Below are 14,120 nucleotides of genomic sequence, written 5' to 3'. Positions count from 1 at the left end.
TCCGGCGCTGTAAAGCCGCCGGAAATTCTATCACTTCATCATAACATGAAATATTCATCAACAAACACTGGGAAAGAGGAAACTTCTACACCTATTGAGAGCACGGTCAACTATGTGAAGAACATGTTTCTTGCAGGACCGAGCAGCAGCTCAGGCAAAAGTATTGAGATGGGCGTAAGTGCAATTCTTGCCAAGACAGCATTGCGTCGCCTGCCGCCGCCACTTAATTACGTGGTGCCATTGATCGTTAAAAATGTAATCGTGAAGCACGGTGTGCCGGAAGGAAGGGAGTTGCTGCTCAAAGGACTTCGCTGGGTAAAAAGAAATACCGATGAAAAGCCCGTTAATGTGGCTTAACAAATTACAATTTCCTTAGAAGTATAGAACCTTTCAGTCTTGAAAGGTTTTTTTTTGCAACCAGACCGCGGCAAGAATTTTGTAAAGTTGCTTAATATGCCTCTTCGCGATTTAGACTTATAAAATCGTTGGCTGTCCGTTCTTTTGTTATGGTTAAAGTCTGGGTTCCCGGAATTCTGCTCTGATTTTCCACCCGGTTTTCGAAGTAACTAAATGAGAGAATGGGAGTTAGATATTTTGGTCAAAAGATAAATATGGTGAGACGTTTGGCCTGACCACGTCTGTTCAATACGGCTACGCCGGTCTTCTGAAAATAGTAAGAAGCACAAATGTTCGTCTATTCATCAAGCATTCTGAACAATTGTACTCAGAATGTGGAAATAAGTACGCAATATTTAGAATCGGCCCGCTCATTGCAGATATTGGATAAAGAGTCGTAAATTTAAACTTTAAGAATTCTAATTATTTACCCTTGGTTGCTATATGCAAAGACAAACGCAGACGCAAAGACAGACCCTGAAATATTCTCCGTTGCAAATTCAGATGCTGAATTTACTGCATTTGACAACAATGGAGCTTGAACAAAGAATTAAAGAGGAGCTTGAAGAAAATCCTATTTTAGAGGAGGGTAAGGACGATAATGCTTCGGAAGATGCTGGTGACGATCTTCAGGATCCTGCCGACACAGGCACGGGCGATGATAATACCATGCAGGATTATTACGACTGGGATGAGTTCAGGGATGATGATGTCCCGGATTATAAGACTTATGCCAATAACCAGTCGCCTGATAATGAGCTTTATACACGTCCTATGGTGGAAACGATTTCTTTCCGGGACGACCTTAAACAGCAAGTGCATTTCCTGAGGCTGGACGAACGGCAGCAGCTGATTGCAGACTTTATCCTGGATTCCCTGGACGAAGATGGCTTCCTGAGACGTGAAAGCGATGTAATTGCCGATGATATTTCCTTTGCCAACAGCATGTTTATTGACACGGACGAGGTCAACTGGATGCTTAAAATCATTCAGCAGCTTGATCCGGCAGGAATCGCAGCGAGCGATCTTCGGGAATGTCTGCTGATTCAGCTTGGCCGCATCGAAAACCAGGACGACACCTGGAAGTGGGCCTGCAAGATTGTAACGGATGCGTTTGATGAGCTGGGTTCAAGAAATTATGACAAGATCATGCGCATTACCGGCCTCGACGAGGAATCGTTGAAGAAAGCCATCGCGCTGATCACAACATTGAATCCAAAACCAGCATCCGGCCTCCGCAATGATTCCATCGTGAATGAAAGCATTAAGCCGGATTTTATGCTCCGGTATACTGAGGATGGTGAGATAGAAGTGCAGCTAACATGGGGTAACAGCCCGGCTTTGCGGTTGAACAAATTGTTTACCCAAATGGCCGAACAAAAGAATGATAAGGCAACGAACCAGTTCCTGAAAAACAAGATGAATTCGGCGAAATGGTTCATTGATGCGATCAAGCAGCGTGAAAACACAATGCTGAGCACATTAAGGGCCATCGTTAAGTTGCAATACGACTATTTCCAAACGGGCGACATCAAAAAATTACGCCCCATGATCCTGAAAGACGTTGCCGAGATCATCAGTATGGATATTTCGACAGTATCGAGGGTAACGACGAATAAATACGTTCAGACACCTTTCGGGATCGTGCTGCTCAAAGACCTCTTCACAGAAGGCGTTACCAATGAGGACGGCACCGAGGTTTCCAACCGTGAAATTCAGGAGGCGATCCGGGAGATCGTGGGAGCAGAAGACAAAAGACATCCGTACAACGACCAGCAAATTACAGATATGCTTTCCGAAAAAGGCTATTCTGTGGCTAGAAGGACCGTTGCGAAATACCGGGAACAATTAAATATCCCGACTGCAAGATTAAGAGTAACCATTTAAGCAGCTTACAAACCAACTGGATTTAGCCCTAAAAACCTGGCATGAAAAAAATTGTTGTTGTTGATGATGAGGCAGATATCTGCTTCTTGTTGAAGAGATTTTTATCAAAGAATGACTTTATAGTAGAAACTGCGCAAAATGGTAAAGACGGCCTCGCACTGATCGATTCCATCTCGCCTGATCTGGTAATGACCGACTTCCGTTTGGGTGACATCACGGGAACAGAATTGCTCACTGCCATCAAAGCAAAGCGTCCAAATGTGCCCGTGCTCATTATAACCGGCTATTCCGACATTAAGGTGGCGGTTAGCGTGATGAAACTCGGAGCGTATGACTATATCACCAAACCATTGTTTCCGGACGAAATTTTGGTAACGGTGAAAAAGGCCATTGCTGACGCGGAATCTAGAGAGAACGAGGAATTTGAGTATACAGCGGTTGCTTCCGGCCCAAGCGGAGGATCTACGGAAACCACAAAACCTGCCCGTAAGCTTAGTTCACGGACTAAAGCAGGTTATGTAATGGGCCAGAGTGAAGTCTCGGATAATCTTTTCCGCCAGGTTGACCTTGTTGCGCCTACTAATTTCAGCGTTATCATTTACGGAGAAAGCGGATCTGGAAAGGAAGCCATTGCAGCAGAAATTCATAACCGGTCAAAAAGACGGGATATGCCTTTTGTAGCGATGGACTGCGGTGCCATATCTAAAGAACTGGCCGGCAGCGAGCTTTTTGGTCACGAAAAAGGATCATTTACAGGTGCATTGAATACCAAGATAGGCCACTTCGAAATGGCTAATGGCGGAACATTGTTCCTGGATGAAGTTTCCAATTTGTCTTATGAGATACAGGTGGCTTTGCTGCGTGTAGTGCAGGAGCGTAAGATGCGCCGCATCGGCGGATCAAAGGAGATCGATCTGGATGTAAGGATTATTGTTGCGAGTAATGAAAGGTTGCTTGAATCGGCCAGAAACGGGAAATTCAGGGAAGATCTTTACTATCGTTTCAATGAATTCACGATAGAAGTGCCTGCATTGAGAAACAGGAAAGATGATCTGATGCTTTTTGCAAACACATTCCTGGATACCACCAATGTGGAGCTGAACAAGAATGTAAGCGGGTTTTCGGAGGATGTTAAGAACGATTTCCTGAGCTATTCGTGGCCGGGTAACCTAAGAGAGCTGAAAAACGTCATCAAACGTGCTACGCTGCTTTCCGATGGCGACCTGATCGAGGAGAAATCACTGCCTTTTGAAATTGTCAATTATAAAAAGCTGAAAGACCTGGACGAGGAGCCTGTAACAATAGCAGCAACCACCAGCATAGCAGCTCCGGTAATGGAAACACTGGACGGTGATGATTCCAAGCCCAGCCTGAAAACAGTTGCCAATGAAGCCGAGTATGACATGATCATGCAGGTGCTTCGGGATGTTAATTTTAATAAGAGCAAAGCAGCGCGGCTGTTGAACATTGACAGGAAGACACTCTACAATAAGATGAAACAGTTTGACATTTAATTGTTGAGTTACGCTGAGCTATAAACTAGAATGAACACAAAATTAATAAGGGTCCTCCTGGTTGATGATGACGAGGATGATTACTTCCTCACACGTGAATATTTTCAGGAATTGGTCAACTGGAAGTTTGATATTACCTGGTGCTCTACGTTCAGGGATGCACAGCAGCATATCAAGGATCATAAATACGATCTGTATCTGTTTGATTATTTATTAGGTGAAAGCACCGGGATAGACTTGATCGAATTAGCCTGTCAGTTTGAATGTGAAGAACCGATTATTCTGCTGACGGGAAAAGGGGATACCAAAATCGCCGTAGAAGCACTGCGGCTCGGCGCAGCTGATTATCTGATTAAAAGTGAGTTAGACTCCGAGAAGCTTGAAAGAAGTATCCGGTATGCACTGGAAAGGACTTCCGTGCTGAAAGCTTTGAAACACAGTGAACGCCGTTACCGGAGAATTTTTGAAGAATCCAATGACTTCCTGTTCATCAGTGACCTTGCCGGGAACATTATTGATCTGAACGCCTCGGCCAGCGTATTGACGGGATATACCGAAGACGATCTCCGGCTCAAAAATATCCTGGAATTGCTGGAAGACACGCAGTTTGATTCATTCTGGAACGATATAAAAGATCATCCGATCCACGATCTGGAAGTAAGGCTGGTGACCAAAGATGGTGACAAGAAATACTGCCTCTTTTCAGCAACGCTGGAAGTGGACGATGATCATCCGTATATACAAGGCAGGCTGCATGATATGACCGCCCGCAAGCAATCCGAAAGAGAAAGATTGTTTTCCGAAAAAATGGCCGTTACAGGTCGTTTGGTAAGAATGCTTGCCCATGAAGTCAGAAATCCGCTAACCAATGTTAACCTTTCCGCTGAACAGCTGGAAATGGAGCTGGTTGATGAAGACCAGAAGTTTTATACACAGATCATTAAACGGAATTGCAACCGGATCAATGACCTCATCTCGCAGCTTTTACAACCATCCAGTTCGGCTGATATAGAGCTTATTACGAGTTCTGTGCATACTGTTCTCACCCAGGCCATCGGAGCTGCCCTGGACCGGGTCCAGTTGAAACGCATTCAGATCGTCAACCAGTTTGCCGAAGAGGAAATGGCATTGCCGCTTGATCCTGTTTCCCTGCAAATGGCCTTCCTGAACATTATTACCAATGCCATTGAGGCGATGGAAGAGGATAAGGGCATTCTGAGGATTACCACCAAAAGCCAGGGAGAGAACATTCAGGTTATTTTTACAGATAACGGCTGCGGTATCAGTGAAGAACACATGGAAAAGATCTTCGAGCCTTATTTTACCGGAAAAAACAACGGAATGGGCATCGGCTTATCCACAACCATGAGCATCATCCACGCCCACCACGGCCGCATCGACGTAGAATCGGAGATAGGGACGGGGACTACTTTTACGATTACGTTTCAGAATCAGAAGTAGTAAGCACGTAGCCCCTGTCACCTGAGCAGAGTCGAAGGCCCTGTCACCCTGAGCGTACCGGGCCGCCGGGCGGCCGAAGGGGCGTTACCACCAAGCAGTAACGCCCCTTCGACCGCCCGGCGGCCCGGTACGCTCAGGGTGACAGGGCTCGTCTAAGCCGCTCTTAAAGAGCGGCTTTTTCTATTAAAAAACCCATAAATAATCGGGAAGATCAGTAACGTGAGCACGGTGGCTGTCACCAGGCCTCCTATGACAACTATGGCGAGCGGTTTTTGCGTTTCTGAGCCAATTCCCGTCGAAGTAGCAGCGGGCAGCAAGCCGATTGCTGCCATTAATGCGGTCATAATCACCGGCCTGATCCTGGACTTAACACCTTCCCGGATCGCTTCATCCAGCGACATCCTTGCTGCCAGGTTTTTGTTGAAAACTGAGATCAGGATAACGCCGTTCTGCACACATAAACCAAACAATGCGATAAAGCCTACCCCCGCCGAGATCCCAAAATTCATATGCGTAACGTGCAGCGCCAGAATGCCGCCAATGAGTGCAAAAGGGACATTGACCAAAACCAGACCGGCATCTTTTGCATTATTAAACATGATAAACAAAAGTATAAAAATGCCGATAAGGCTGATAGGGACCACTTGTCCCAGGCGAGCCGTCGCCCGTACCTGATTCTCAAATTCTCCTGACCAGTTCACCGAATAGCCCTTAGGCAGGTTTTTGAGCAAAGGTTTTACGCGGTTTTGAGCATCTGCAATAGTGCTTCCCAGGTCGCGCTCGCGAACGGAAAATTTGACGCCTATGAAACGTTTGTTGTTGTCCCGGTATACAAATGCGGGACCCGTAACCGTCCGGATGGATGATATTTCTTTCAACGGAATCTTCCCGCCGGTAAGCGTGGGCACCATGAGTTGCTGGATGTCGTCCACCGTGCGGCGATATTGCTCTTCGTAGCGCAGACGAATGTCAAATTTCCGTTCACCTTCATACAGGATCGAAGCCGTTTTTCCGCCAATAGCCATTTCAATAACTGCCTGTGCATCAGCTGTACTTACACCATATTGAGCCATTTTGTGGTCGTGTAAGATTACGCTGATCTCTGGCTGGCCAATGTTCCGCAAAATGCCCACATCCTTGATCCCAGGCACATTCTTGATCGCTTCCAGCACCTGGTCTGCCTTTGCATTCAGTGTTTCCAGATCGTCCCCATAGATTTTGACTGCATTGCTCGCATTCATCCCTGCAACTGCTTCGGCCACATTATCGATGATCGGCTGAGAATAATTGTAATTAATGCCCTGGAACTGTTTCAGCTTCGTATCCATTTCTTCAATCAGCTGATCCTGAGTGATTTTCCGCGTCCACTCGTCCTTTGGTTTAAGATTAACCTGCATTTGAACGTAGTAAAAACCGGACGGATCGGTTCCGTCGTTGGAGCGGCCGGTTTGCGATAAGACGCCATTCACTTCCGGAAATTCATTCAATTTGGCCCTAAGCGTAGTCACCATTTTGATCGTTTCGTTCAGAGAGCTGCTCATCGGCATTTTCGCTTCCACCCATAATGCGCCCTCATTCAATGTCGGCAGGAACTCGGTTCCCAGAAATTTGGCTGAAAACAAGCTGAGACCAAGGAAAACGGTGGCAAAGACCAGACTTAATTTTTTCCGTTTATAACACCATTCAAAACCATTGGTAACCGTCCTGTCGAAGAAGCGAACGACCGGATTACTCTTCTCGCGGACATTTTTATTCAACAATAAAGAGCAAAGCACTGGAACCAGCGTTAATGTATAGAGTAATGCGCCTAACAATGCAAACCCGAGCGTATAGGCAAGTGGGGTGAACATTTTACCCTCCACTTTCTGGAAACTGAAAATCGGGATCAATGCAGTGATAATGATTAGTTTGGAAAAGAAAATGGCCTTGCCAAGCTCTCCGCCAGTTTTTTTGATTAAACCAAGCTTTGTTAACTTATTGAACCGATCCATTCCGTTGCGAAGCGCCAAATGATCCAGTGCCACGAAAATCCCTTCCACCATTACAACGGCGCCGTCGATAATGATCCCAAAGTCAATCGCCCCCATCGAAAGCAGGTTAGCGGACATTCCCTTCAATTTCAGGCACATAAAAGCGAAAAGGAGCGCGAGCGGGATGATGATGGAAACGATCAACGTCGTGCGCCAGTCGGCCATGAAAAGGAAAACGATCACGGTTACGAGCACGATGCCCTCAATGAGGTTGTGCTTTACGGTATGCGCGCAAAACTCGATCAGGTTATCACGGTCGTAGAATGTCACCATTTTGACATCCGGCGGAAGAATTTTCGTGTTCAGTTCCTCAACCTTATCCTTTATACGCGCCAGCACTTCGCTCGGATTTTCGCCCTTGCGCTGCACCACAATGCCTTCTACAACATCATCGTTCCCATCCAGCCCAACCTGACCCACACGTGGCATATCCGATTCCTTCACATCCGCAACATCCTTCACCAATACCGGATTATCCTTTACGAACTCGACGATAATGTTCTGAATATCAGGAATAGAGTTCAGCAAACCGATCCCGCGCACCACATAAGCCTGCCCGTTTTTTTCAATCACATCACCGCCCACATTGACATTGCTTTTCGTCACAGCCTGATACACTTCCAGCGGTGTAATGTTGTATTTAACGAGCTTAGTAGGGTTAACCTGCACTTCGTAGATTTTCTCTCTTCCTCCAAACGCAACCACGTCTGCAACGCCGGGAATGCTTCGCAATTGCCTGTCAATGATCCAGTTGTGCAATGTAAGCAGCTCACGGCTGTCGCGATCTTTGCTTTTTAGTGTAAACCTGAAAATTTCACCGGTCGGTCCGTACGGAGGCTGGACGTCCGGCTCGACGCCATCCGGGAGCGAGATGTTACGGAGCTGATTGTTAACTTGTTGTCGAGCAAAAAAGTCTTCCACATTATCGTCAAAAATAATCTTAATAATGCTCAGGCCAAACATTGTCGTGCTGCGCACATTCGTCTTTTGCTGCACCGAATTCATCGCAACTTCAATAGGCACCGTCACAAAGCGTTCGATCTCCTCCGCGCTCCGTCCGTTCCATTGGGTAACGATAATGATCTGTGTATTAGTAACATCCGGAAACGCTTCCAGCGGCGTATCGCGATAGCTGACAATCCCAGCGATGATCAGCAGGCCGGTCATAAAGAATATGAAAAAGCGGTTTTTCAAAGAAAAGCCCACAATTCCCCTGATGAACTTGTTCATGGGTTAGTCGTTAAGTGCGTCGTAAACGAGAAGTTGATTCTTACTAATGATGGCTTCGCCGGCTTTCAGGCCGCTGGTAATGTAGGTCCTGTTGGCCAGAGAGCGGTAGATTTCTACGGGGCGTGTTTCAATATTGGAGCGGCCGTGATAGACCATGACCCAGTTTTTACTACGGTCGAAAATGACAGCCTGTGATGGAATAGCCTGCATTTCTCCACCTTCCTCGAAGTTCAGGTTGACTGTTGCGTGCATTTCGGGTTTTAGTTTTAAACCTACATTTTGCAGCTGAATACGGATTTTCATTGCTTTTGTATCCGGGTCGAGGACATTGTAAATTTTGTCAACTTTCCCTTTAAAAACTTCATTGGAAAAACTGATCGTACGGACATCAGCAGGCATTCCGAGTTTGATCCTTGGAATGTCGCTTTCGTTCACATTGGCCATTACCCACACATCCGTGATTTGTCCTACTGTGAAGAGCGCTTCTGCATTATCCGAGCGCAGCTGCATGCCGCGGTTCACACTTTTGTCGATGATAAAACCGTTGATAGGCGACTTAACCGTGTAATTTGTTGATTTTCCCAAACCATAGATCGAGAAAATTTCCTTCACCCGGCTCACATCCGCCTGCGCTTTGTCCACCACCTGGCGTGCCGTAATGACGTCCCGCTCGGGCACCAGCTTACTCTCAAAAAGATCCTCGGTAGACGACAAATTCTTTTGGGCAATGAGCAAATCGGATTGTGCCTGAATCATTTGTCTTTCAAAATCAGCAACTTCACCCGAACGTATCGTAGCCAGTTTCTGGCCTTTGCGAACATTGTCGCCCAATTCCACGTCCACTTCCTCCACATTGCCGCCTACCAAGGGGTAGATCTTAATCACCTGATTTTCATCAGGAACCACTTTTCCCACCAGTGTCAGCTCATTACGAACCGGCTCGGTCTTCACCGTATCGATCGTGATCCGGCTCATCATGGTGTCCGAAAGCATAAAGGCCTTCGATTCTTCGGGATCTTCTTTTGTTGTGTTGCATCCGGTCAGCCATAAGCTCATCGCGGCCAGCATAAATATGCTCAGAGAGTTTTTCATTGGGGAAATATTAGTGGCAAAAGCCATGATGTGATAGATTTGATCAGTTAAAGAGCTCCTCGCCGACAACGAAGTTGAGTTCTTCGTAAACCTTGATTCGGTCGGCTTGCAAGCGGTTATATTCTTTGATGCTTTCGTTGTAGGTTTCTATAAAATCGATGAATTCGAGGAGGGTAATGTTTCTTTTCTGGAAATTGTCGTAAATGCCCTTACTAAGGAGCTGGAACTGATCCGAGAACTGGCTTTCAACGCCCTGGTATGCCTTTTCAGCCACATTAACCTTCTGTAGTGCAGCGTCAACCTGGTTGTTAATGCTGTTCACTTTGGCCGTTTCAGCCGTTTTGAAATAACTGATGTTGCTTTTGGCTGCCTTGATGTTGCCCTGGTTCCTGTTGAAAAAAGGCAGGTCCATCGTGGCCGAGACGCCGACGTAATTGTTCACATAATTACTCGCCTGATCGTAAACCGCACCCAGCTGAATGTTGGGAACCGCCAGCGCTTTTTGTAAGGTGTAATTCAATTCGGCTTGCTTCACTTCCGACTGCGAGACTTTCAGGTCGGCGCGGCTTTCCATCGCCTTGGCTTTCAGCACTGCCACGTTATATTGGTTAAGCTGGTAACGACGAACATCTGCCGAATCCACAACTGACTTTACAGGTTGGTCAACATTCAATAATGTGCGCAGATTGCGTTGATTATCATGCAGTTCGAACATAATGTCGGCACGATCATTGGTCAATTGAAAGAGGAGGGCTTTAAGGCGGACAACTTCTTTGAGCGAGATATTTTTCCGGTTATATTCTTTATCAAATGCGCTTACGGTCGTGTTGAGCGAGGCAATTTGCGTGTCGTATAATGCAATGGTCTGTTCCAGATAATAGGACTCAAAGAATATCTGGCGAAGGTCGAATTTCAATGTTCTGATGAGATCAAAAAACTGATATTCGCTTTTCCGGGTGGATTCTACATCCAACGCCACCTGCTTATTCCGTTTGCCGGCCCGGGTAATGAGCTGCTGAATAGTGAATGCTTTCTGGCCCTTGTTCCCTACGTCCAGAAAGCCCCGAGAAGGGTTATAAGCGCTGATTTCGACGCCGAATGTGGGATTATTCCAAAGCTTGTCCTGGATCTCAATGGACTTGGCGATATCGATCTGATATTTTTCGGCAAGAATTTCAAGGTTATTTTGGAGGAAAAGGCTGTCGGCCTGTTTGATCGAAAGCCTCAATGTGTCCTGTGCGTGCAGCTGGACTGCCAGGAATAGGAGGATCGTCGTGAAATAAGTTCGCATGTTTTCTGTGTTAGAATGATGCGATATTCCGACACCGGTATTACAGGAGCCTTAAAATAAGGTTAGAAAAAAATTAGAATGGTCAAATCAGGCTCATACGTGGTTCAAACGCACCTGAAACTCGCTTCCACGACCAAGCTCGCTTGTAACAGAGATCATTCCGTGGTGCAAATCTATAATGCGCTGACAAATAGAAAGGCCAATTCCAAAGCCGGGAACAGGCGTTGCATCGGATGACCGATAGAAAGGATTGAAGATATGCGGCATGTCATCCGGGCTGATTCCGATGCCACGGTCTTTGAACTTCACAATGCAGGATTTGTCGTCGGACGAGATCAGGATTTTAGCCTGGTGATCCGAAGAATATTTGCACGCATTATCCAGCAAATTGGAAAAAACCCTTTTCAATAATTCCTCATTTCCCTCGATAACAGTCTGATTTTCATCCTCCGGGATGTTTTCGTAGTCAATTTCCACACGGTAATCGGGGTTGGCCGACAACAATTCTTCCTTAGCCGCAAAAGCAAGATCTTCAATGTGGATCGGCGCTATTTTCAACTGTCCCGAATGCTCGTAGGAGCGTGCGAGGAAAAGCAGATTATTGGTAATGCTTATAAGCCTTTCCGTGTCAGAAAAGAGGTTGGCAAAAACTTCGTCGAGGTCGGGATTATTTTTATTAAACCGCTGCCCCAGCTGAATCTCGGATTTCAGGGCGGCCAATGGTGTCCGCAGCTCATGGGAAGCATGTGAAACGAAGCTTTTTTGCTGTTCAAACGCATTGTGAAGGCGCACAAGCACCGTGTTGAAATTAATCGCGAGCTGCGCGATCTCATCCTTTCGGTTGCCTTCATCGAGTTTTTGGGAGAGGTTTTGGGCCGTTATGAGCGAAACTTCATAATTGATCCGGCTGATCGGTCGCAATGCATTTCCTGCAAAATATATCCCCAGCCCGACAGTGACCGCGATGCCAGCTAAAAGTCCCCAGCCCAACGTTTCGCGCAGGTTGGCGAGTTTGCTATGCCCAAAAGTGTCATATGCCGACGCCAGCACGGTCAATGGCTCGCTTTGCTCTTGATACAAAAGACCTATGACCTCGCTTCCGCCTTCGTGAAACTCGATATACTGCTTTTCCCGGACTTCGTCAAGTAGCGAGGCTTTATAAGACAAAAGTTTATCATCCACACTGGAATAGATCAGCTCATTATCAGCATTAAAAATCAGCACCTTTTCATCCAACATTTCGGAAAGCGTGTTTTGGTCAATGGCTTTCAGCAAATGTTTGTCAATGCCTTTGACCTTCACCAGCAGCCGGCATGTCGTCCGGGCGCGGCTTTTCAGGCGGTCATAAAATTCCTCCTGCCTGTAATGTTCGGAAACGCTGTAAATGGTGATTGAAAACAATAGCAAGATCGCCGCCACCAGGAGCGTGAATTGAAGAGCAATGCGATTTTTGATTTTCAGGGTCATTCCTCCTTCATAATGTAGCCCATGCCGGGACGTGTGTGAATTAGCTTGGTAGCAAAGTCCTTGTCTACTTTTTTGCGTAAATAATTGATATACACCTCAACGACATTCGTCCCCGGATCGAAATTGAGGTGCCATACGTGCTCGGCCAGGTCCATTTTTGACACAACCCTTCCTCTGTGCAAAAGGAAATATTCCAGTAACGCAAATTCCTTGGCAGTAAGGTCGATCATGTTGCCGCCGCGACTTACCTGCTTGGTTCCAAGGTTCATTTCAAGATCCGCGATACGCAACACTTTGTCCGTAGTTTCCGGATTGATCAGTTCCGAAACGCGCAATGCTGCATTGATCCTTGCTAACAATTCCCTGAAATCGAATGGTTTAACGATGTAGTCATCCGCTCCGCGTCCCAGCCCTTCCAGTTTGTCCTCAATTTCTCCATAAGCCGTAAGCATAATGATCGGCAGCGAAGGCTTGTAAATCCTGATCTGCTGGCAGACATCGTGACCATTCATTCCGGGCAAATTTACGTCCAGCAAAACAAGGTCAAATTTTTTGTCCAAAGCCATCTGCTTTCCCGTAATGCCGTCGTGGGCGATTTCCGCTTCGATATTTTCGGAGGCTAGTCCGCGGAAAATATTCTGGGCAATCCGGCGATCGTCCTCAATAATCAGGATTTTTTTCATTGCAGGAGATCTTTTGATTCGATAATGGGCGCAATGGCCTCAATGGGTGCCTGAAACACAATTCCCGTGTCGAGGGAATGGATAATGGCTTTGTTACTATGCGCAAAGTAACAAACATCAATGCCAAGTTCCTGGATGTTTTTCAGATTCAAAGTCGTCTCTGGTTTTGCTCTTCGCCGGGTTTGCCGGATGTAAACCGCGCGGATATTGGCGGAAAAATCCCGGCAGATCTGTTCATAAATTTCCGGATCTTTCTGAGAATCATCGCCTAACAAAATAAATTGGAGCTCGGGATAGAAATTGATAATGTTATGGATCTTCCGCAGCTTATGGTCATGAGATCCTCCGCCCGTAGAAACAAAATCATCCAGTCCCGACTTGATAGTCCTCAGCTTCAAAACAGCCTTTGGCAGGCCATTAAGCTCCGCAAAGCGAACGATCATATCATACAGATTCCATTCGCTGCTCGATACATAAAAGAAAATGTTGCTGTCCTTATGCGGATGCGTGCGGCTCGCAAACGAGAGCAGCTGGTAATGTTTGACGACGTCGTCGAACGGTTTCCGGGCCTGGACGTTTTTGGATAACAATACGAAGAGTTTCCGGAAAGACCGGCGGCTGTGCGAGATCAGAAAAGTGTCGTCGATGTCGGAAATGATGCCGTAGGAACTTTTGTAAGGCAGGAAAAATTCTTCCTGCGCACTTCCCTGATATCGCTTTCCGTTCAGCTCATCGTCAACGGTAACCTCGTAAGTATGCCAACCGCTGGTCATTGGCTCCGTAAGCGGAACCTGAAAACGGAAATACCCATCAGCCTCGGCCGTCGCTTCGGCGGTAATATTGCCCAGCCTGAACACAACTTTTAAAAATGGAATGGTCTTAACAGAAAAGAGCTCAATGATCGTCCGGGCGTATCTGAACCCGCTTCTTGTATATTTTCGATCACCTGAGGGATATTTTTTGACGATATGCCCAAACACCACCAGCTCATTTTTATTGGCATATCCACGGTACAATTTTATGTCGCAACGTTTCATAACTATCTTTATCCCCGTACACTTGAAGTCCC

General features: G+C 46.5%; 10 protein-coding genes. 4 read left to right on the top strand and 6 right to left on the bottom strand.

The genetic code is table 11. From position 1 onward, the window contains the following. Positions 1–45: 45 nt before the first annotated feature. The 4 genes from G395_RS0100795 (at position 46) to G395_RS0100780 (ending at position 5,258) form a co-directional block, all read left to right on the top strand. The gene (locus G395_RS0100795; RefSeq protein WP_026628302.1) at positions 46–357 is read left to right on the top strand and encodes a hypothetical protein; all 312 of its coding nucleotides are present in this window, start codon (positions 46–48) and stop codon (positions 355–357) included. Positions 358–840: 483 nt separating this feature from the next. After that, the gene (gene rpoN / locus G395_RS0100790) at positions 841–2,283 is read left to right on the top strand and encodes an RNA polymerase factor sigma-54 (RefSeq protein WP_026628301.1); all 1,443 of its coding nucleotides are present in this window, start codon (positions 841–843) and stop codon (positions 2,281–2,283) included. A 41-nt stretch (positions 2,284–2,324) separates the two neighbouring features. After that, positions 2,325–3,797: a sigma-54-dependent transcriptional regulator gene (locus tag G395_RS0100785; protein WP_026628300.1), complete on the top strand. Its 1,473-nt coding sequence runs from the start codon at positions 2,325–2,327 to the stop codon at positions 3,795–3,797. Between the two features lie 30 nt (positions 3,798–3,827). Then, positions 3,828–5,258 (top strand): hybrid sensor histidine kinase/response regulator, encoded by a 1,431-nt coding sequence (locus G395_RS0100780; RefSeq protein ID WP_026628299.1) that lies wholly within the window; start codon positions 3,828–3,830, stop codon positions 5,256–5,258. A 152-nt stretch (positions 5,259–5,410) separates the two neighbouring features. On the opposite strand, the gene G395_RS0100775 is transcribed toward G395_RS0100780, so the two are convergent. The 6 genes from G395_RS0100775 to G395_RS28355 form a co-directional block, all read right to left on the bottom strand. Further along, the gene (locus G395_RS0100775) at positions 5,411–8,518 is read right to left on the bottom strand and encodes an efflux RND transporter permease subunit (RefSeq protein WP_026628298.1); all 3,108 of its coding nucleotides are present in this window, start codon (positions 8,516–8,518) and stop codon (positions 5,411–5,413) included. 3 nt (positions 8,519–8,521) lie between these two features. Beyond that, positions 8,522–9,610, bottom strand: a complete 1,089-nt coding sequence (locus tag G395_RS0100770; protein WP_026628297.1) for an efflux RND transporter periplasmic adaptor subunit — start codon at positions 9,608–9,610, stop codon at positions 8,522–8,524. A gap of 43 nt (positions 9,611–9,653) precedes the next feature. Further along, a complete protein-coding gene (locus G395_RS0100765; RefSeq protein ID WP_026628296.1) occupies positions 9,654–10,901 on the bottom strand; it encodes a TolC family protein in 1,248 nt (415 codons plus the stop codon). 93 nt (positions 10,902–10,994) lie between these two features. Continuing rightward, on the bottom strand, positions 10,995–12,362 hold the full coding sequence (locus G395_RS0100760) for a HAMP domain-containing sensor histidine kinase (RefSeq protein WP_026628295.1): 1,368 nt from the start codon (positions 12,360–12,362) through the stop codon (positions 10,995–10,997). 2 nt (positions 12,363–12,364) lie between these two features. Further along, complete coding sequence (locus G395_RS0100755; RefSeq protein WP_026628294.1) at positions 12,365–13,051, bottom strand: response regulator transcription factor; 687 nt, start codon at positions 13,049–13,051, stop codon at positions 12,365–12,367. Further along, positions 13,048–14,088, bottom strand: a complete 1,041-nt coding sequence (locus tag G395_RS28355; protein WP_051349913.1) for an App1 family protein phosphatidate phosphatase — start codon at positions 14,086–14,088, stop codon at positions 13,048–13,050. Before G395_RS28355 ends, G395_RS0100755 begins: the two co-directional genes overlap by 4 nt. Between the last annotated feature and the right edge of the window lie 32 nt (positions 14,089–14,120).

This window comes from Dyadobacter alkalitolerans DSM 23607, from assembly GCF_000428845.1.
Lineage (GTDB): Bacteria > Bacteroidota > Bacteroidia > Cytophagales > Spirosomataceae > Dyadobacter > Dyadobacter alkalitolerans.
The sequence above is the reverse complement of the archived record's forward strand: the minus strand, read 5'-3'. Positions and strand labels throughout refer to the sequence as shown.

Excerpts from the sequence above, each read along its gene's own strand:
- G395_RS0100795 (WP_026628302.1), top strand. The coding sequence starts at position 46 with ATGAAATATTCATCAACAAACACTGGGAAAGAGGAAACTTCTACACCT.
- rpoN (WP_026628301.1), top strand. The coding sequence starts at position 841 with ATGCAAAGACAAACGCAGACGCAAAGACAGACCCTGAAATATTCTCCG.
- G395_RS0100785 (WP_026628300.1), top strand. The coding sequence starts at position 2,325 with ATGAAAAAAATTGTTGTTGTTGATGATGAGGCAGATATCTGCTTCTTG.
- G395_RS0100780 (WP_026628299.1), top strand. The coding sequence starts at position 3,828 with ATGAACACAAAATTAATAAGGGTCCTCCTGGTTGATGATGACGAGGAT.
- G395_RS0100775 (WP_026628298.1), bottom strand. The coding sequence starts at position 8,518 with ATGAACAAGTTCATCAGGGGAATTGTGGGCTTTTCTTTGAAAAACCGC.
- G395_RS0100770 (WP_026628297.1), bottom strand. The coding sequence starts at position 9,610 with ATGAAAAACTCTCTGAGCATATTTATGCTGGCCGCGATGAGCTTATGG.
- G395_RS0100765 (WP_026628296.1), bottom strand. The coding sequence starts at position 10,901 with ATGCGAACTTATTTCACGACGATCCTCCTATTCCTGGCAGTCCAGCTG.
- G395_RS0100755 (WP_026628294.1), bottom strand. The coding sequence starts at position 13,051 with ATGAAAAAAATCCTGATTATTGAGGACGATCGCCGGATTGCCCAGAAT.
- G395_RS28355 (WP_051349913.1), bottom strand. The coding sequence starts at position 14,088 with ATGAAACGTTGCGACATAAAATTGTACCGTGGATATGCCAATAAAAAT.